17 protein-coding genes, 1 pseudogene and 1 CRISPR repeat array are annotated in these 17,652 nt (G+C 70.7%); of the genes and pseudogenes, 7 read left to right on the forward strand and 11 right to left on the reverse strand.

The genetic code is table 11. The annotated features are described in order from the left end of the window. Positions 1–65: 65 nt before the first annotated feature. Genes ACWDSL_RS11255 through ACWDSL_RS11275 form a run of 5 tightly spaced genes read right to left on the reverse strand, consistent with a single transcriptional unit; the run spans position 66 to position 3,620 of the window. Positions 66–731 (reverse strand): HAD family hydrolase, encoded by a 666-nt coding sequence (locus ACWDSL_RS11255; RefSeq protein WP_450484012.1) that lies wholly within the window; start codon positions 729–731, stop codon positions 66–68. Positions 732–739: 8 nt separating this feature from the next. Beyond that, positions 740–1,285 carry an orotate phosphoribosyltransferase gene (locus ACWDSL_RS11260; RefSeq protein ID WP_450484014.1) on the reverse strand — a complete coding sequence of 182 codons (546 nt, stop codon included), beginning with the start codon at positions 1,283–1,285 and terminating at the stop codon, positions 740–742. Continuing rightward, entirely contained in the window at positions 1,282–1,854 is a 573-nt protein-coding gene (locus tag ACWDSL_RS11265) for an SLOG cluster 4 domain-containing protein (protein WP_450484016.1), read from the reverse strand. The genes ACWDSL_RS11260 and ACWDSL_RS11265 overlap by 4 nt, the downstream gene beginning before the upstream one ends. Further along, on the reverse strand, positions 1,851–2,750 hold the full coding sequence (locus ACWDSL_RS11270) for a nucleotidyltransferase domain-containing protein (protein WP_450484018.1): 900 nt from the start codon (positions 2,748–2,750) through the stop codon (positions 1,851–1,853). The genes ACWDSL_RS11265 and ACWDSL_RS11270 overlap by 4 nt, the downstream gene beginning before the upstream one ends. A gap of 36 nt (positions 2,751–2,786) precedes the next feature. Then, positions 2,787–3,620 (reverse strand): aspartyl/asparaginyl beta-hydroxylase domain-containing protein, encoded by an 834-nt coding sequence (locus ACWDSL_RS11275; RefSeq protein ID WP_450484020.1) that lies wholly within the window; start codon positions 3,618–3,620, stop codon positions 2,787–2,789. A gap of 337 nt (positions 3,621–3,957) precedes the next feature. Between ACWDSL_RS11275 and ACWDSL_RS11280 the strand changes: the two genes are divergently transcribed. Together ACWDSL_RS11280 and ACWDSL_RS11285 are read left to right on the forward strand one after the other, a co-directional pair. Further along, a complete protein-coding gene (locus ACWDSL_RS11280; RefSeq protein WP_450484022.1) occupies positions 3,958–5,529 on the forward strand; it encodes a tetratricopeptide repeat protein in 1,572 nt (523 codons plus the stop codon). A gap of 9 nt (positions 5,530–5,538) precedes the next feature. Beyond that, positions 5,539–5,898 carry an ASCH domain-containing protein gene (locus ACWDSL_RS11285; protein ID WP_450484024.1) on the forward strand — a complete coding sequence of 120 codons (360 nt, stop codon included), beginning with the start codon at positions 5,539–5,541 and terminating at the stop codon, positions 5,896–5,898. A gap of 90 nt (positions 5,899–5,988) precedes the next feature. Then, positions 5,989–7,603: a CRISPR direct-repeat array (repeat unit 29 nt; unit sequence GGGACCATCCCCGCGGGTGCGGGGAGCAG). Between the two features lie 334 nt (positions 7,604–7,937). Here the strand turns inward: ACWDSL_RS11285 and ychF are convergent. Further along, on the reverse strand, positions 7,938–9,026 hold the full coding sequence (gene ychF, locus ACWDSL_RS11290; protein WP_450484026.1) for a redox-regulated ATPase YchF: 1,089 nt from the start codon (positions 9,024–9,026) through the stop codon (positions 7,938–7,940). 518 nt (positions 9,027–9,544) lie between these two features. Here ychF and ACWDSL_RS11295 point away from each other — a divergent pair. Continuing rightward, positions 9,545–9,775: pseudogene (locus tag ACWDSL_RS11295) on the forward strand (DUF6542 domain-containing protein); the annotation flags it as partial. A 70-nt stretch (positions 9,776–9,845) separates the two neighbouring features. Here the strand turns inward: ACWDSL_RS11295 and ppgK are convergent. Both ppgK and ACWDSL_RS11305 read right to left on the reverse strand, forming a co-directional pair. Beyond that, the gene (gene ppgK, locus ACWDSL_RS11300) at positions 9,846–10,697 is read right to left on the reverse strand and encodes a polyphosphate--glucose phosphotransferase (protein WP_450484057.1); all 852 of its coding nucleotides are present in this window, start codon (positions 10,695–10,697) and stop codon (positions 9,846–9,848) included. Positions 10,698–10,821: 124 nt separating this feature from the next. Further along, complete coding sequence (locus ACWDSL_RS11305) at positions 10,822–11,832, reverse strand: 4-hydroxy-3-methylbut-2-enyl diphosphate reductase (protein ID WP_450484028.1); 1,011 nt, start codon at positions 11,830–11,832, stop codon at positions 10,822–10,824. A gap of 54 nt (positions 11,833–11,886) precedes the next feature. On the opposite strand from ACWDSL_RS11305, the gene xseA reads away from it, so the two are divergent. The 3 genes from xseA to ACWDSL_RS11320 all read left to right on the forward strand — a co-directional run bounded on the left by xseA (position 11,887) and on the right by ACWDSL_RS11320 (position 14,159). Further along, positions 11,887–13,119, forward strand: coding sequence for an exodeoxyribonuclease VII large subunit (xseA, locus tag ACWDSL_RS11310; protein WP_450484030.1), 1,233 nt, complete (start codon positions 11,887–11,889; stop codon positions 13,117–13,119). A 10-nt stretch (positions 13,120–13,129) separates the two neighbouring features. After that, positions 13,130–13,423, forward strand: a complete 294-nt coding sequence (locus ACWDSL_RS11315; protein WP_450484032.1) for an exodeoxyribonuclease VII small subunit — start codon at positions 13,130–13,132, stop codon at positions 13,421–13,423. A 145-nt stretch (positions 13,424–13,568) separates the two neighbouring features. Then, positions 13,569–14,159 carry a malonic semialdehyde reductase gene (locus ACWDSL_RS11320; RefSeq protein ID WP_450484038.1) on the forward strand — a complete coding sequence of 197 codons (591 nt, stop codon included), beginning with the start codon at positions 13,569–13,571 and terminating at the stop codon, positions 14,157–14,159. A 73-nt stretch (positions 14,160–14,232) separates the two neighbouring features. Here the strand turns inward: ACWDSL_RS11320 and ACWDSL_RS11325 are convergent, their stop codons facing one another. After that, positions 14,233–14,772, reverse strand: coding sequence for a DUF4245 domain-containing protein (locus ACWDSL_RS11325; protein ID WP_450484059.1), 540 nt, complete (start codon positions 14,770–14,772; stop codon positions 14,233–14,235). 171 nt (positions 14,773–14,943) lie between these two features. Between ACWDSL_RS11325 and glpX the strand changes: the two genes are divergently transcribed. Further along, positions 14,944–15,975 (forward strand): class II fructose-bisphosphatase, encoded by a 1,032-nt coding sequence (gene glpX / locus ACWDSL_RS11330; RefSeq protein ID WP_089505048.1) that lies wholly within the window; start codon positions 14,944–14,946, stop codon positions 15,973–15,975. 122 nt (positions 15,976–16,097) lie between these two features. Here glpX and ACWDSL_RS11335 read toward each other — a convergent pair whose 3' ends face one another. Together ACWDSL_RS11335 and ACWDSL_RS11340 are read right to left on the reverse strand one after the other, a co-directional pair. Beyond that, entirely contained in the window at positions 16,098–16,454 is a 357-nt protein-coding gene (locus ACWDSL_RS11335) for a WhiB family transcriptional regulator (protein ID WP_014176756.1), read from the reverse strand. A gap of 149 nt (positions 16,455–16,603) precedes the next feature. After that, the gene (locus tag ACWDSL_RS11340) at positions 16,604–17,284 is read right to left on the reverse strand and encodes a DUF1707 SHOCT-like domain-containing protein (RefSeq protein WP_450484043.1); all 681 of its coding nucleotides are present in this window, start codon (positions 17,282–17,284) and stop codon (positions 16,604–16,606) included. Positions 17,285–17,652: the final 368 nt, after the last annotated feature.

Here is a 17,652-nt window from a genome sequence, read left to right on the forward strand (position 1 = left end):
GCCATCAGGGCTGCTGTCCTGGTCTGCCGCACCACCGACTGTAGCGGGTCCGGCGTCAAGATCGCCTAGAGTGCGGCGGCCGACACCCGCCGCGGAGCCCGCCCGGCCGGGACCAGGTTGAGCAGGCCGGGGCCGATCTGAGCCGGGTCGGTCAGCACCACCGGGCAGCCGGCCGCGGCGAGCGCTTCGGGCCCGGCATAGCCCCAGCCGGCCCCGGCGAAGGCGACGCCGGCGTCGAAGGCCGCCGCCCGGTCGGTGAGGGTGTCGCCGACGAACACCGCGTCGTGTGGGGCCGCAGCGAGGCGGGCCAGGGCCAGGAAAATCCCGTCCGGGGCAGGCTTGGGCTCGGCATCCTCGCGGCAGACGGTCACATCCAGCAGATCCAGGACCGCCGGGGTCAGCAGCCAGGGCAGCCGGATGCGGGTCTGCAAGGTGACGAGGCCCGTCGCCGCCCCAGTGTCCTTAAGGGCCATCAGCCCCTCCAGAATGCCGTGAAAGATCCTGGTGCCCGCGGCGGTGGCCAGGGCGACGTCCCACCACAGTTCGCAGAGCCCGTCCGGGTCGGCGACGCCGAGGGCGGACAGCACCTCGACCCTGGGGGTCGTCGCGGCGCCCGGTGGCAGGTCGCAGGCGGTGACCCGCCGCCCGAGGGCGGCAGTGGCGACCCCGGCGAGGGTGGCCAGCATCGCGTCCCGGCTGTCGAGCAGCACCCCGTCGAGGTCAAACAGCACCGTCCCCCTCACGATGCCGCCCCCGACGGGCCAGGCAGGTCGGCCTCGGTCAGCAGCGGGTGCAGGGCGACGCCGTGCTCGTCCAGCAGCAGCCGCCCGCCGAGGGGTCGTTCGAGGACGCAGAGTGCGTCGGTGACCGGGGCGCCGGCGACCCGCAGTATCCGGGCCATGGTCAGCAACTGGCCGCCGGAGCGGACCACGTCGTCGACCAGAACGACCCGGCGTCCCTCGATGCGGGCGCCCTCGATCTGCCGCTTGGAGCCGTAGCGCTTGGGCAGCCGCCTAAGGAACGCGGCCGGCAGGCCGGTGGCCGCCGACAGGGCGATGACCAGCGGGACCCCGCCCAGTTCGATCCCGGCGAGCACCTCGGCGTCCTCGGGGACGAGGGCGGCCATGACGTCGGTGACGTCGTGCAGCAGCTGCGGGTCGGCGGCCAGTCGGTACTCGTCGAAGTACCCGTCCAGCACCTGCCCGTCAGGCAGGGTGAACCTGCCGGTGATGCAAGCGGTGTCGGCGATCCTGGACGCCAGGATGCTCGCAGCGGTGACAGTCACGCGTCAGCCTCCTTCTCGTCGGTGAGGTTGTGGAGCTGGGCGGCGAACGCGGACGCCGACGCGATCTGGCTGAGGAAGCCCAGTGGCCGTGTGGAGGTCTCGAACAGCCACTTCTCCCGCCGCAGGAAGGCCAGCAGCCCGAGCGCGGCGGGGCCGGTGATCCAGACGGGGATGGGGCGGATGTTGCCCGCGTAGTAAAGGGCAGCAGTCAGCTCGTGCAGGGTGCCGACCCCGCCGCCCATCGCAACCACCAGATCCGCCGTGTCCAGATAGTGGTTGAGGCGGGTGCCGACGTCGGGCAGGTGGACTTCGTCGGTGATGTGCGGGTTGAACTCGCCCCACTCGGGGTGCTTGTCGGCCAGGGTGACGGCCGTGATCGTGCCGCCCTTGGAAGCCGCCCCGCGGGCGGCCGCTTCCATCAGCCCGTTGTAGCCGCCGTGTAGGAGGGCGAACCCGGCCCCGGCCAGGGCCATGCCGACCTCCTCGGCGAGCCGTTCCTCGTCCGGCGAGGCCGGGACGACGCCGCCGAAGAACACCGCCGTCCTCGCCCGGCGGCTGCGGGGCGTCACGCCAGCTCCAGGTAGGTGCGGTAGGCGGTGATGGCGTCGGTGAGGCCGTCCAGGGCAGTCGGGCAGGCCCGCTCGGTCAGCACGAGCACCCGGTCCAGGGCAGCCTCGACATCGGCGGCCTCGGGGACGGCCGGGGAAGTGATCGCCGCGTCCAGGTCGGCCAGGCAGGCCCGGCCGATCGGGGTCAGCGCGATCTCCTCCCGCAGCTGATACCAGCCCCAGAACCGCGATGCCGGCACGAGGGCGGTCTTGATCAGGTCCTTCGTCGCGGTGTGCAGCATGTGCCACTCGGCGTAGGCGACGAACCGCTGACCGCGCTGGATGCGCTTGTGCAGCAGCACCGCCAGCACCAGGTGCTCGATCAGCAGCTCGGTGCACGACCTCGGCCGCCCCCGCAGCCCGGTGATGTGGGAGCGGGCCTGCTCGATCTGTGCAGTGGTGATCTCGGCCGGCGGGCGGTCCAGCAGCACCTTCCCGGCGATCTTCCGGCGAACAGCCGTGATCTGCGAGGCGGGCGCGAGGTAGAGGTCGATCTGCTGGAGCTTTCCCTCGTGCTGGATTAGGAAGACGAACCCGATGCCGCCCAGGTCCGCGACGATGGTGTCGCGCCAGCCGGGCAGCAGGGCCCCGCCCGTAACCGTCATCAAGTCGTCCAGGGCGGCGGTGAAGGCGGGCAGGTCACGGTCGTGGACGCCGACGAGGAAGTCCACGTCGGAGAGGCGGTCGGCGGTGCCGGACGCGAGCGAGCCGCGGACCAGCAGGTGGGTGACGGCCGGGGCGGCGGACAGCAGCTCGGCGACGCGGGTCAGCAGCGGCAGCTGGGTGGGCCGGTTGGCCTCGGTCAGTTCGGCCAGGTGCAGCTCGGCCGGAGCCGGCGCCATCGTTGCGGTGGGCATGCGCGAAGTCCTTCCAGGGCTCGAGGTCGTGCGGCGTCAGGAGGCGAGGGCGAGGAGCTTGGACTTCGCCGCCGTCCAGCGGAGGCTCGCCTCGGCATCACCGCGGCAGGTGTGCAGGTCAGCGATCAGGTCATAGGCGGTGCCCTCGGACAGGGCGAAGGAGTAGAACAGCCGCAGCAGCAGCCCTTCGGCGGCAACCGTGTAGCCGAGGTCGGCCAGGCGCCGGGCGGCGGCAAACCGCTCGGCCAGCACCGCCTCCGTCGCCTGCGGCAGCCGCTCGGCAGCCGCAGGCGCATCGGCCCGTGTGGCCAGGCGGTCGTAGGCGTCGTCCCCGTAGACGTCCGCGATCAGGTGGATCCGGTCCGGGCCCAGCAGGTTGCATACCCCGTGCGCGTAGGTTGGGGTCAGCCGCCAGATCCGCCCGCCGGCCATGTGGACCTTGGTCCCGCCGGTCACTAGGAACGCGGAGGAGTTGGTGTGCAGCGGGATGTGCAGCCGGTGGCGTTCGACCTGGTCGAGCTCGTCGTAGTCGCGGTGTTCCCAAAGGAACGCGTTCGCCTCCAGACGGGCAAGCCGAACCCACATGTAGGACAGGCCCAGTTCGGCCAACAGGCTGGCGGTTGCGGGCATGTGCTGAAGCAGGGCGGTGGGGCGGGCGGTGCAGTCGCCGATCCTCACGTCTGCGGCCTCGCCGGAGGCGTTCATCAGTGATGTGGTCCACCAGCCGCCGGACTGGAACTCACCGTACTCAGCCTTCCAGGGCGCCGGGGCGGTCAGGGACTCGTGCCGCATCCGTTCGATCAACTGCCCGTCCAGCCGGTCCAGCTGGGCGATCTGCCCGGACACGGCCGCGGTCGGTCCTTCGTCCATGGTGTCCCTCTCGTTTTCCCACCCCTGGGCGAAGCCCGGGGCGGGTGGATGGTGGGAGGCGCGACGCGTCCGGCTGGATGCCCTCGTTCCGTCGCCGGGGGAGCCGTCCGATGTCCAGGGCCCGCTGGCCGGACGCGGCGCCGTCATCAGAATGGTCCGGCGGCGTTATCGCAGGTAGTGAGAGGTGACCGCCCCCGGTGGGCGGTGTGGCCGCCCATTGAGGGCGGCGGGTCCGCCCTCGCAAAAGGGTTTGATCGCCTGCCAGGGCAGGCAGGCAATCGTTGGACACCAACGGCACAACCAGCGCTGCCTCGCGGGGCAGGCGGGGAGACAAACGGTGCAATCCCAGACGACGCAGCAAGCCAAAGCGGTCCACGACGTCTCCTGCGGGAAAGCCCTGCGGGAACGTGCCCTGGGCCGGGTCGGGTCCCCCGACCCCGTGCCGGTGGCCCTGATCGCGATGATCGCCTCCAAGATCGCCGACCACTGCGGCCATCGGCGCCTCAAGTGCCGCCGCGTGGCCATGGGCTGGACCGTCGCCCAGGCCGTCGCCGCCGCCCACCGGCTCGTCGACACCGAGGGCCTGGCCAAGGTCGGGATGTCCGAGCGTTCCTGGAAGGACTGGGAGGCAGGGGGCCTGCCCAGCCCCGACTATCAGGACCTGTTGTGCCGTCTGTTCGCCACCAGCCCGGTCGGGTTGGGCTTCGCCCGCGACTACTCACCAGGCCCCGCGGCAGACGAGAACGCTCCGCTCTGGAGCGGGGACGGGCCCGATGGAACACTTTCCGAAGGGGATGTGGCCCGGACCGATGCGGGCTTGGCGGAGGTGGAGGCAACGAAGCGTCGCGACGCGGTGAGACTCGCCGGACTGGCCATGGCTGCCCCGGCCGCCGCAGCACAGATCCTGGAACAGGCCGCCGCCGAGGCCATGGAGTTCACCCAGCAGGCGGAAGCGACCTCGCTCGGCTCGGGAACCCTGGACCACCTCGACCTCGCGGTCACCGAGTTCAATCGCGCGTACTCGCTCAAGCCGCCCAGAGCACTCTTCGACGCGATGATGGACTACCGGCGCAAGGTCAACCGTCTGCTGAAGGCCAAGCACACCCACAGCCAAGAACGCGAACTGCTGGCGTTCGCCGGATGGCTGTCCGAGCTCCTGGCCTGGCTCGCCCACGACCTCGGAGACGCCCGCACCGGACTCGCCTTCGCCACCGACGCGTTCGCCCACGGCCAACAGGCCGGACACGGCCAGCTGTGCGCGTGGGCGATGGACGCCGCCGCCTCCATCAACCTCTATGAACAACGGCCCGCCAAGGCCCGCAACGCGGCCCTCAAGGGCCTCACCGAGGCCCCAGCCGGCCACCCGCTGACCGTGCGGCTGCATGCCCAGGCCGCCCGCGCTGCCGCCGCCGACGGCGACGCGGAGGGCTTCACCACCGCCTTCCAAGCCGCCGAGGACGCCCACCAGCTCCTGCCGCCCCGCTCGCCCCGCCGCTTCGGCATGGACGTGATGCCGCTGGCGGACTATGCGCTCACCTCGTATCCGGCGACCTCGTTCATCTGGCTCGGGCAGGCCGAGAAGGCCCGCCAGCATGCCGAACACGCACTGGCGACCTATGAAGCGGCCCCCGAAGCGTCCCGGTCCCCGAGCCGGGAGGCCATCGCCCGCATCGACCTGGCCATCGCCCATGCCCAGCTCGGCGACCCCGGCGACGCCGTTGCCCTCGGCCACCAGGCCCTGGACTCGGCCCGCGTCGTCGATTCCGTCCGAAACCGTGCCGGGGACCTCACCTCGTTCCTGACCCGCCGCTATCCCCGCCAGTCGGCGGTCGAGGGCCTGCGCGAGCACCTCGCAGCTCTGAACGCGGCCGCCCGCCCGGCCCTGCCCGCAGCACCCTCTGGAGCGTGAAGGAGACCGATGCCCACCCAGCAACCGCAGCCCGCCGAGTACTCCCTCAACATCCGCAAGCCGTACTTCGACCTGATCGCCAGCGGCACCAAGACCATCGAAGTCCGCGTCGGCTATCCCAAGATCCGCAAGATCACTGCCGGCGACACCCTGCGGTTCACCTGCGAAGACGAGTCCCTGACCACCCGCATCACCGGGGTGAAGGAGTACGAGTCCTTCAAGGCGATGCTGGACGCCGAGGACGCCGCCGCGATCGGCGGCCCGGACATGACCCACGACCAGCTCGTCGCCGCGATCCGCGACATCTACCCGCCCGAGAAGGAAGCCCTCGGCGTCTTCGCCCTCCACCTCGCCCCGCTGCCTGACTAACGATCCTTCCCCCCAAGGACGAACGGGCGAGCGTACCCAGTCACGGTGCGGGGAGCAGTCTTCGCGGGGGTCAGCGATCTTCCCCGGGGTGGGACCATCCCCGCGGGTGCGGGGAACAGTTGGCGCGCTGGGCGTGGGGATTCGCTGTGGTGGGGCCATCCCCGCAGGTGCGGGGAGCAGACCGGCGCGCGCTACTCCGGTGTCGCCGACCTGGGGCCATCCCCGCGGGTGCGGGGAGCAGACGCTGACATCGATCCCCAGACCGCCGTAGTAGGGACCATCCCCGCGGGTGCGGGGAGCAGCCACACCGTCCCCCTCGACATGCTCGGCATCGGGGACCATCCCCGCGGGTGCGGGGAGCAGTCACGCCGGGCTTCGAGCCAGCGGCGGCCGAGGGGACCATCCCTGCGGGTGCGGGGAGCAGGTTGGGGTGATCGTGACGGTGCCGGTAGCGATGGGACCATCCCCACGGGTGCGGGGAGCAGAAGAAGATCATCAAGGACTCGGTTTCCGGCTGGGGACCATCCCCGCGGGTGCGGGGAGCAGATCCTGCTGCGCGCCGAGGTCACCGTCGAAGAGGGACCATCCCCGCGGGTGCGGGGAGCAGGTCTCCGTGTTCTCGCCGCTGACCAGCCAGCCGGGACCATCCCCGCGGGTGCGGGGAGCAGGAAGATGTCGGCCAGCTCTGCGTGCGGTACCTGGGACCATCCCCGCGGGTGCGGGGAGCAGGCCGCAACGAGCTGGTGCGCCAGCCGGTCAGCGGGACCATCCCCGCGGGTGCGGGGAGCAGAGAGGGCCAGGGCGGCCGTATTGCGCCGTCCGGGGACCATCCCCGCGGGTGCGGGGAGCAGCGGGCTCGGGGGAGCCGGCGCTGCCTGGCGATGGGACCATCCCCGCGGGTGCGGGGAGCAGCGAGGAGGCTTCCCATGACGGACCTGGTCGAAGGGACCATCCCCGCGGGTGCGGGGAGCAGCCTGCATCGTTCCCCTATCCACCCTTGGAGTAGGGACCATCCCCGCGGGTGCGGGGAGCAGAGACTTCCCCCGGAGTCGTAGAGCCGGTAGCCGGGACCATCCCCGCGGGTGCGGGGAGCAGGCAACAGCGCCAACCACCCGACGAATCAGGTCGGGACCATCCCCGCGGGTGCGGGGAGCAGCCGGTCGATCTACTCGCCCGGGTTGTCCGTGAGGGACCATCCCCGCGGGTGCGGGGAGCAGTTCACCGCGACCCTGGTCAGCGTGTCCGGGTAGGGACCATCCCCGCGGGTGCGGGGAGCAGAAGCCGTCATGTGATCTTTCCTTGCCAGGTTGGGGACCATCCCCGCGGGTGCGGGGAGCAGTTCCTGGTGTGCGGGTGCCAGGCCTCGTGCCAGGGACCATCCCCGCGGGTGCGGGGAGCAGCCAAATGGTTTCCAGTTCCGGGGTCAGGCCGAGGGACCATCCCCGCGGGTGCGGGGAGCAGTCTCTGGGTCGCATCGCAGCGTCCGGCCTACATGGACCATCCCCGCGGGTGCGGGGAGCAGATCACATACGCCCCCAAGAAGATCAACGGCAAGGGACCATCCCCGCGGGTGCGGGGAGCAGGAGTCGCCATGCGGGTGCCTCTCCCTGTACTCGGGACCATCCCCGCGGGTGCGGGGAGCAGCTCCTACCGCTGGCGCGCATCCAGAAGCGATGGGGACCATCCCCGCGGGTGCGGGGAGCAGACTGCGTGACCTGTGGGTTTAGCGCATGGAGAGGCTCGTTTCCCACACTTTCATCGATTCCGGCAATTCAGTCACTTAGTTGGTTATTGGGCACGCCAGCCGAAGTGGCGACGCTTGGAAGCCTTACTGCAACCTGCCGACGGTTCAAAATCAGCTCGATCCAGCGCGGATCCAGCAGCGGTAAGGATGACCAGGCATGACGACAGGTGACGAGACGTCAGGTGATCCAGCACGGATCCAGCAACAGGTACGGCGACGGGGTCGACCCCGTTGCGGGCCTACCCGGTTTGACCTGCGTGTTTGCCAGATCGCCACGACGATGCTACGGCGCCCGTCAAACGTTGAAGCGGAACTCCACCACGTCCCCGTCCCGCATCACATAGTCCTTGCCCTCCATCCGCGCCTTCCCCGCCGCGCGGGCCTCGGCGACCGAGCCCGTGGCGACCAGGTCTTCGAAGGAGATGACCTCGGCCTTGATGAAGCCCTTCTGGAAGTCGGTGTGGATCACACCGGCCGCCTCCGGGGCGGTCGCGCCCTTCTTGATGGTCCAGGCACGAGACTCCTTGGGGCCGGCCGTGAGGTAGGTCTGCAGGCCGAGGGTGTCGAAGCCGACGCGGGCGAGGGTGGCGAGGCCGGGTTCGTCCTGGCCGACGGACTGGAGGAGTTCGAGGGCTTCCTCGTCGTCGAGTTCGGCCAGGTCGGCTTCCAGCTTGGCGTTGAGGAAGATCGCCTCGGCGGGGGCGACGAGGGCGCGCTGCTCGTCCTTGAAGGCGTCGTCGGTGAGCTCGTCCTCGTCGACGTTGAAGACGTAGAGGAAGGGCTTGGTGGTGAGCAGGTGCAGATCGTGGAGGACGGCGGCGCGCTCGGTGCCCTGGACGATGCCGGCGGAGAACAGAGTGCGGCCCTCGTCGAGGATGGCCTTGGCCTCCTCGACGGCCTTGACCTGGGCTTGCTTGTCCTTCTGGATCCGCGACTCCTTGACCAGGCGCGGCAGCACCTTCTCGATGGTCTGGAGGTCGGCGAGGATCAGCTCGGTGTTGATCGTCTCGATGTCGTCCTTGGGCGAGACCTTGCCGTCGACGTGGACGACGTTCTCGTCCTTGAAGGCACGGATGACCTGGCAGATCGCATCGGACTCACGGATGTTCGCCAGGAACTTGTTGCCCAGGCCCTCGCCCTCGGAAGCGCCCTTGACGATGCCCGCGATATCGACGAAGTCGACCGTGGCGGGGAGCTTACGGGCCGAGCCGAAGATCCCGGCGAGGGTGTTGAGGCGGGGGTCGGGGACGCCGACCACGCCGACGTTGGGCTCGATGGTGGCGAACGGGTAGTTGGCCGCCAGCACGTCGTTCTTGGTCAGGGCATTGAACAGGGTCGACTTGCCGACATTCGGCAGACCGACGATTCCGATCGTGAGCGACACGTTGGCGACTTCCCGTAACTTCCCATAGCGAGAATGTGACGACAGGGACGAGGCCCGCTGCGGGGCCGATGCACCAGTCTACGGGGCCGCTCCGCGTCACCCGGCCGGACTGACAATCGGTCGAACACACTGCCAAGGTCCTGCGAAGGGCGTGTCCAACGCCGGATTCTCGCCGTCCCTCGACCTACGTTGGTCGGGTGGAGCCATACAGCACCCGTCCCCCGCGACGTTCATACGCCCCGTCGCCCCGCCCGGCGGCGGACGACAGAGACGTGAGCCGAGGCAGCCAGCAGACTCGGGACAACCGGGACAACCGGGACGACCGGGAGAGCCGGGACGACCGGGAGAGCCGGGAGAGCCGGGACAAGGAGAGAAGCGAGGCGGCTCGGCGGCCGGCGCCCGCGACCGCGACCGCGGCGGGCGCCGTGGGGCCGGCCGTGCGGCGGGCGGTGGCCGGGCTGCGCTATCCCACCCCGCGCCTCACCGGCTTCGGGGCGGGGCTGCTGGCCACCGTCGCGATGCTGGGCTTCGGCTGCCTGGACGCGCTGCTGTTTTCCGGCTCCACCACCTCGTACGGCGTGATCTTCCTGCTGGTGAGCGCGGCCTGCGGGCTGTGGGTGCGGCCCGTGGACCTGGCCGCGGGGCCGGTCGGGGTGCCGATCGCGTTCGCGTTCGGGCTGCTGCCGATCAACGAAGGGACGGCGGGCCTGGCCGGACAGACGATGGGCGTGTTCACCTCGCTGTCGCTGACCGCCGGCTGGCTCTACGCCGGGACGCTGCTGACCTCGCTGATCGTGCTGGCGCGCAAGGGCGCCCTGGTCAGTCGGCGGAACCAGCGCCAGCAGTGGGAGCAGCAGCAGAGCCGCGGGTCGCGGACAGATCAGCCGTCGCGGTCCGACCAGCCGTCGCGGCCCGATCAGCCGTCGCGGCCTGGGCGGCCATCGCGGTCCGGGCAGCCATCGCGGCCCCCACGATCCCCGCGTTATTCAACAGCTGCGCAGGCACGATCTCGGCCTTGATCCCCTCGATCAGCGGCAGGAACTTCGACGCCTTGCGGCTCACCCCGCCACCGATCACGAACAGCTCGGGCGAGAACAGCATCTCCACGTGCTCGAGGTACTTCTGCACCCGGTGCGCCCAGCTGTGCCAGCTCAGGTTGTGGTCGTCCTTGGCCTTGGTCGAGGCCCGCTTCTCCGCCTCGTGACCGGCCAGCTCCAGATGGCCCAGTTCGGTGTTGGGCACCAGCCGCCCGTCGATGAAGACGGCGCTGCCGATGCCGGTCCCGAAGGTGAGCAGGATGACCGTGCCCGTACGGCCGCGCCCGGCGCCGAAGGTCATCTCCGCGATACCGGCCGCGTCCGCGTCGTTGACCACCGTGACCGGCGACCCCAGGCGCTCGCCGAGCAGCGCCGCCGTGTCGACGTCGATCCAGCTCTTGTCGACGTTGGCGGCGGTGCGCGTCGTACCGCTGGTCACCACGCCCGGGAAGGTCACCCCGACCGGCCGCCCGGCCCAGCCGAAGGAGTCGACGACTTCCCTGACGCTCTCCGCCACCGCTTCGGGCGTGGACGGCTGCGGGGTGAGGACCTTGAAGCGCTCCACGGCCAGGTCTCCGCGCGCCAGGTCCACCGGCGCGCCCTTGATGCCCGAGCCGCCGATGTCCACGCCCAGGACGCTGACGGCGTCGCCGGGACGGACGGCGGCCTCGGGCTGCGACTGCGCTTGCGCTTGCTGCTGCGCCTGCTGCGGCGCCTGTTGCTGCGGTGCGGTGTGCGTCGATTCCATGATCAGAAGGCTAGAGGGTTTCGGCAGGAGCGGTCTCCGCCGCCGCGGCCGCCGCCTCGGACCTCAGGTCGCGGCGCAGCTCCTTGGGCAGCGAGAAGGTCAGGCTCTCCTGCATCGGCTGGACGACCTCCACATCCCCGAAGCCGCGCTCGGCCAGCCACTCCAGCACGCCCTCGACCAGCACGTCCGGCACCGAGGCGCCCGAGGTCACGCCGACCGTCGTGACGCCCTCCAGCCAGGCCTCGTCGATCTCGCTGGCGAAGTCGACCAGATGCCCGGCCTTGGCGCCGGCGCCGAGGGCGACCTCGACCAGCCGTACCGAGTTGGAGGAGTTCTTGGAGCCGACGACGATGACGAGGTCGGCCTCGGCGGCCACCTGCTTGATCGCGGTCTGGCGGTTCTGCGTCGCGTAGCAGATGTCGTCGCTCGGCGGGCTGATCAGCGCCGGGAACCGCTCCTTGAGCGCGTCCACGGTCTCCATCGTCTCGTCGACGGAGAGGGTGGTCTGGGACAGCCAGACGACCTTGGACTCGTCGCGGACCTCGACGTTCTCCACGTCCTGCGGGCCGTCGACGAGGGTGATGTGGTCCGGTGCCTCGCCACTGGTGCCGATGACCTCTTCGTGGCCCTCGTGACCGATCAGGAGGATGTCGTAGTCCTCCTTGGCGAACCGGACGGCTTCCTTGTGGACCTTGGTGACCAGCGGGCAGGTCGCGTCGATGGTGGCGAGCCGGCGCTGCCTGGCCTCCTCGTGGACGACGGGCGCGACGCCGTGGGCCGAGAAGATCACGATGGATCCCTCGGGCACCTCCTCCGTCTCGTCGACGAAGATCGCGCCCTTCTTCTCGAGGGTCTGCACGACGTATTTGTTGTGGACGATCTCCTTGCGCACGTAGATCGGCGCCCCGTACTGCTCGAGGGCCTTCTCGACGGCGATTACGGCACGGTCCACGCCTGCGCAGTAGCCGCGGGGGGCCGCGAGCAGGACCCGGCGGGCTGTCGTTGCGGTCATGTTCCCCATGGTAGGGGCCATGGCCCCGGGTCTTTGTCAGTGGCGGCCGATACGCTCGCGTACATGGCTGTCAACACGTCCGCGGAGACGCCGATTCCGGTCGGCGAGGTGTCCCGGCTGATCGGCGGGTGGATCGACCGGCTCGGGGCGGTATGGGTGGAGGGGCAGATCACCCAGCTGTCCAGGCGCCCCGGCGCCGGGGTGGTGTTCCTGACCCTGCGCGACCCCTCGTACGACATCTCGCTCAGCGTCACCTGCTTCCGCGCCGTCTTCGACAAGGTCGCGGACACGGTCACCGAGGGCGCCCGGGTGGTGGTCCACGCCAAACCGGAGTGGTACGCGCCGCGCGGCCAGCTGTCCCTGCGGGCCGTCGAGATCCGGCCGGTCGGGGTCGGGGAGCTGCTGGCCCGGCTGGAGCTGCTGAAGAAGTCGCTGGCGGCGGAGGGGCTGTTCGCGGCCGAGCGCAAGAAGCCGCTGCCGTTCCTGCCGCAGCTGATAGGGCTGGTCTGCGGCCGCGCCTCGGCGGCCGAGCGCGATGTCTTGGAGAACGCGCGGCTGCGCTGGCCCGCGGTCCGCTTCGAGGTGCGCAATGTCGCGGTGCAGGGTGTCCATGCCGTACCGCAGGTGATCGAGGCGGTCCAGGAGCTGGACGCGCTGCCGGAGGTGGACCTGATCATCGTGGCGCGCGGCGGCGGCAGCGTTGAGGATCTGCTGCCCTTCTCCGACGAGCAGCTGGTACGGGCCGTGGCGGCCTGCGCCACCCCGGTCGTCTCGGCGATCGGGCACGAACCGGACTCGCCGCTGCTTGACCTCGTCGCCGACCTGCGCGCCTCCACGCCAACCGACGCGGCCAAGAAGGTCGTCCCGGACGTGGGCGAGGAGCTGATGCGGATCCAGCAGCTGCGCGAGCGCGCGCTGCGCAGCGCGCGCGGCCTGCTGGACCGGGAGGAGCGGGGGCTCGCGGCGGCGCTGGCCCGGCCCTGTATGCGACAGCCGCACCGGATGGTGGACGAGCGGGCCGAGCAGGTCTCGGGGCTGCTGGACCGCGGCCGGCGCTGCCTCGGCCATCTGCTGGACCGGGCGGACTCGGAGCTGAAGCACACCCACGCCCGTGTGGTGGCCCTGTCCCCCGCCGCGACGCTGCGGCGCGGCTATGCGGTGCTGCAGCGCGCGGACGGGGCGGTGGTCCGGGCGGCGGCCGAGGTGAGCGAGGACGAAGAGCTCAGGGCGCGGGTCGCCGAGGGCGAATTCACGGTCCGCGCCGTTGTCAGCCCCGTTGTCAGCGCCTCTGAATAGGCTGTGCGACATGGCAAAGACCGAAGAGAAGGCGGGGAAGGCGAAGGCCGCGCAGTCGGCCGGGGACCCGGCCGAGGCGTCCACGCTCGGCTATGAGCAGGCCCGCGACGAGCTGGTCGAGGTGGTGCGCCGCCTGGAGGCGGGCGGGACGACCCTCGAGGAGTCGCTTGCCCTCTGGGAGCGCGGCGAGGAGCTGGCGAAGGTCTGCCGCCGCTGGCTGGAGGGCGCCCGGGCGCGGCTGGACGCGGCGCTGGCCGAGACGGCGGAGGGGGACGAAGGCGAGGAGGGGGACGGCGGCAGCTGACGCGGTCTGCGGGCGGCAGGCGGCGGGCTCGGGTGCTGTGATTCGGAGCACCCCGCCCGCCATTTAGTTGAACATTAACCTAATCCGCGTATGGTGGGGCTCCGTAAGCGCACCCCCCACAGCAAGCAGAAGGTTGTTCACGCTCATGTCTCTGGCCCTCGACCCCGCCGCCCAGGACCTCCTCTTCCGCGAGGCCCACACCGCCAACACCTTTACCGACGAGCCGGTGACCGAAGGGCAGGTGCAGGCGATCTACGACCTGATCAAGTACGCCCCCACCGCCTTCAACCAGTCGCCCCTGCGGGTCGTGCTGGTCCGCTCGGCCGAGGCCCGCGAGCGCCTGGTCCCGCATATGTCCGAGGGCAACCGGGCCAAGACCGCCACCGCCCCGCTGGTCGCGATCCTCGCCGCGGACAATGAGTTCCACGAGGAGCTGCCCGCCCTCTTCCCTCACTTCCCGCAGGCCAAGGACGTGTTCTTCAGCGAGCGCGCCGCCCGCGAGCAGGCCGCGGCGCTGAACGCCTCGCTCCAGGCCGGCTACTTCATCCTGGGCATCCGCGCCGCCGGCCTGGCCGCCGGCCCGATGACGGGCTTCGACGCGGCCGGTGTGCAGAAGGAGTTCCTGGACGACGACCACACTCCGCTGATCATCGTCAACATCGGCAGGCCCGGCGAGGACGCCTCGTTCCCGCGCGCCCCGCGGCTGGCCTACGACCAGGTCGTGACCGCCGTCTGAGGCCCCTGTCCCAGGCCCCTGCCTGAGACCCCCGATCCGCCCCGCTCCCCCGGCGGGGCAGGTGCCGTCGCGCTCAGCCCTTCCCCGTGTTGAGCGCGGCGGCCATTTCCGTCAGCTGTCCGAACGACGCCGTGCCGGTGACCACCGTGGTCACGCCCGGCTCCGCGCTCACCAGCGCGTCGTACTTGTCGCCCTCGTAGCGGATCCACTCCTTGCCGTCGATCCGCTGCTTCTTGTCCGTCTTCTTCGCCTGCTGGGTGACATCGTCGATGTACGGCCCCGCCTTGGCGTCGCTCTGCTCGACCGCGACGTAGTCCTCCTTCGGGGTGAGGAAGCCGAGATGCCACGCCGTGCCCTCCGCCTGCGACGACTGCACGGGTCCGTACGTCACCGAGGTCGCGCGCCAGCCCTTGGGCAGGCTGCCGGGCTCCGGCGCTGCCACCGGATACGGCGCCGCGCGCCGGGCGGTGATCAGCTCTACCCTGTAGTCGACCGTCTTCAGCGGATTCTTGCTGTCGTCGTGCGGAATGGCGAAGACGTAGATGCCCGCTGCGACGGCGCCTATTGCCGCCACCGACAGCACCATGTCCCGCACCGTCTCTTTGCCTCGCATACCTGCCACGCCCCCTATCGTCCCTCATGACTGTCGCGCTCATGCGTGGGGCCCTCTGCTCACATTCCTAATCAGCGGATACTGTGCTTTTCGGGGGGCTGTCCCCAGCCCCCGCACAATGCACGAATCACCCTCACATCCGGCCGTCGCCGTACAGAAAGGTGCGATCCGATGACCGAGCATCATCTGCCGTCCCAGCTGGAAGTCAGCCCCGAGGCCCCCGACCGCAACCTCGCCCTGGAACTCGTCCGGGTCACCGAGGCCGGTGCCATGGCCTCCGGTCGCTGGGTGGGGCGTGGCGACAAGAACGGCGCCGACGGCGCCGCCGTGAAGGCCATGCGCTCCCTCGTCCACACCGTGTCCATGAACGGTGTCGTGGTGATCGGCGAAGGCGAGAAGGACGAAGCGCCCATGCTCTTCAACGGAGAGCGCGTGGGCGACGGGACCGGCCCGGAGTGCGACGTGGCCGTGGACCCGGTGGACGGCACCACGCTCACCGCCAAGGGCATGGCGAACGCGGTATCCGTCCTGGCCGTCGCCGATCGCGGCACCATGTTCGACCCGTCCGCGGTCTTCTATATGAACAAGCTGGCCACCGGCCCGGAGGCCGCCGAGTACGTCGACATCACCGCACCGCCCGGCGTCAACATCCGCCGGATCGCGAAGGCGAAGAAGTCCAGCCCCGAGGACGTCACGGTGGTCGTGCTCGACCGGCCCCGGCACGAGAACATCGTCAAGGAGATCCGGGAGGCGGGCGCCCGGATCAAGTTCATCTCCGACGGCGACGTGGCCGGCGCGATCATGGCCGCGCGCGAGGGCGCCGGCGCGGACCTGCTGCTGGGCATCGGCGGTACGCCGGAGGGCATCATCGCAGCCTGCGCGATCAAGTGTCTGGGCGGGACCATCCAGGCCCAGCTGTGGCCCAAGGACGACGAGGAGCGGCAGCGCGCGATCGACGCGGGCCATGACCTCGACCAGGTGCTGGAGACGGACGACCTGGTCAGCGGCGACAACGTGTTCTTCGTGGCCACCGGCATCACCGACGGCGATCTGCTGCGCGGGGTGCGGTACCGCGCGGAGACCGCGACCACCCAGTCGCTGGTGATGCGCTCCAAGTCGGGGACCATCCGGCAGATCGACTCGGTCCACCGGCTGTCCAAGCTGCGCGCCTACGCCTCGGTCGACTTCGACCGCGCGCGCTAGCCGCCAGTACGCGCTGCGGTTACGGGCGGGCCCCTCCTCCCCGGCGGGGCCCGGCCGCCTGTTTTTGCTCGGTTCTCCCCCAGCTGCCGCCGGGAGGTTCCCCGCCGGAGGTCAGCCAGGAGTCAGCCGGCCGCCGCCACCCGTACGGCTCGCTGCAGCTCCGCCTCGCGGCGCCGGCGGCGGGCCAGTACGACGCGGCGCTCGGCCGCGGTCAGCCCGCCCCACACCCCGTACGGCTCGGGCTGCAGCAGGGCGTGCTCGCGGCACTCGACCATGACCGGGCAGCGCGCGCAGACGCGTTTGGCGGCCTCCTCCCGCGACAGCCGCGCAGCCGTGGGCTCCTTCGAGGGAGCGAAGAACAGCCCGGCCTCGTCCCGGCGGCACACCGCCTCCGAGTGCCAGGGGCCTGCCTGATCCCGAGCGGGGATGCGCTGCGGGGGCACGGCGGCGTCCAGCAGGGGCTGATGCGGTTGCAGCACGGTCTACTCCTGACGACGGCTCCGGTGGTCACCCTTGCCCGCCTGGCCCGTACGGCCCGTTAGCACCCCCATCAGCCGTACGAGAGACGATGCACCAAGCCTTACCCGCTGTGCGCGTGCTTATGCACACCGTTGCCCCGCCCGGGAATTCAATATGAACGTAGGTTCTTCAGGCGTTTTCCGCGCTTGCGCTTGACCTCGGCACCGCCAAAGAGGGTGAATCCCCGCACCACGATCGCCGGGGCGTCCGGATCCGGCGACTCGAACGTCTTGATGTCGAATCCACCGAAAACGCCCCCGCCGTCGCCGCTGACCGTGACGTTTTCCGGGACCTTGATCTCGACTCCGCCGAAGATGGCGCAGATGTTGATGACGATCTCCCGATGCTCGAACAGCGCCTCGGTCAGGTCGATTTCGACGCCGCCGAACAACGCGAAGGCATTGGTGGTGCGCCTGACCCGCCAGCGGCCCTTGCGCGCCGCGCCACCGAAGACCGCCATCAGGTTGTCGGAGGCGGGCAGGGCGCGGGGCCCCCAGGGCCCCGAATCGCCCGGCGCCGGGGCGGCGGCGCGGCCGGCCGCCGCGGCCGCGGGCAGATCGCGGACCAAGGGGTCCAGCTCACCCACGGTCTTGGCACGGTAGACCGCGTCGATCCGCTCGGCGTGCTCCTCGGGGTCGAGCCTGCCCTCGGCCAGGGCCTCGCGCAGGATGTCCGCGATCCGGTCGCGATCCGCGTCCGAGGCGCGCAGCTCCCCGGCGGACACGGGCGCGGGCGCGGTTTTCGTGGGCGCGGCGGTTTTCGTCAAAGGCACCGGCTGCTGCTCAGTCACCCGGCCAGAGTACCCAGTCGCGATGTATCGCGACTAGGGGGTGGACCGACTCGACGGACGGAGTCCGGCGCGGCCGACCGAAGCCTGGGAGGCCCCCAGGGCCGAGCAGTGCGAGGACGGCCATCCCAAAGGGGCTACATCGCGACTAGGGGGCGGACCGGCTCGACGGACGGAGTCCGACGCGGCCTGCCGAAGCCTGGGAGGCCCCCAGGGCCGAGCAGCGCGAGGACGGCCATCCCAAAGGGGCTGTATCGCGACTAGGGGGCGGACCGGCTCGACGGACGGAGTCCGGCGCGGCCGGCCGAAGGCTTCGTATGCCCGACCTCACAGATCCCGCGGTCCCGCCCCGTTCTACGCTGGTGTGCGCT

Source organism: Streptomyces sp. NPDC000941, assembly GCF_053599555.1.

Bases quoted from the DNA above. Each gene is read 5' to 3' on its own strand.
- ACWDSL_RS11305 (WP_450484028.1), bottom strand. From the start codon at position 11,832: ATGGGGAACATGACCGCAACGACAGCCCGCCGGGTCCTGCTCGCGGCC.
- ACWDSL_RS11270 (WP_450484018.1), bottom strand. From the start codon at position 2,750: ATGCCCACCGCAACGATGGCGCCGGCTCCGGCCGAGCTGCACCTGGCC.
- glpX (WP_089505048.1), top strand. From the start codon at position 14,944: ATGACCGAGCATCATCTGCCGTCCCAGCTGGAAGTCAGCCCCGAGGCC.
- xseA (WP_450484030.1), top strand. From the start codon at position 11,887: ATGGCTGTCAACACGTCCGCGGAGACGCCGATTCCGGTCGGCGAGGTG.
- ACWDSL_RS11275 (WP_450484020.1), bottom strand. From the start codon at position 3,620: ATGGACGAAGGACCGACCGCGGCCGTGTCCGGGCAGATCGCCCAGCTG.
- ACWDSL_RS11325 (WP_450484059.1), bottom strand. From the start codon at position 14,772: ATGCGAGGCAAAGAGACGGTGCGGGACATGGTGCTGTCGGTGGCGGCA.
- ACWDSL_RS11315 (WP_450484032.1), top strand. From the start codon at position 13,130: ATGGCAAAGACCGAAGAGAAGGCGGGGAAGGCGAAGGCCGCGCAGTCG.
- ACWDSL_RS11285 (WP_450484024.1), top strand. From the start codon at position 5,539: ATGCCCACCCAGCAACCGCAGCCCGCCGAGTACTCCCTCAACATCCGC.
- ACWDSL_RS11320 (WP_450484038.1), top strand. From the start codon at position 13,569: ATGTCTCTGGCCCTCGACCCCGCCGCCCAGGACCTCCTCTTCCGCGAG.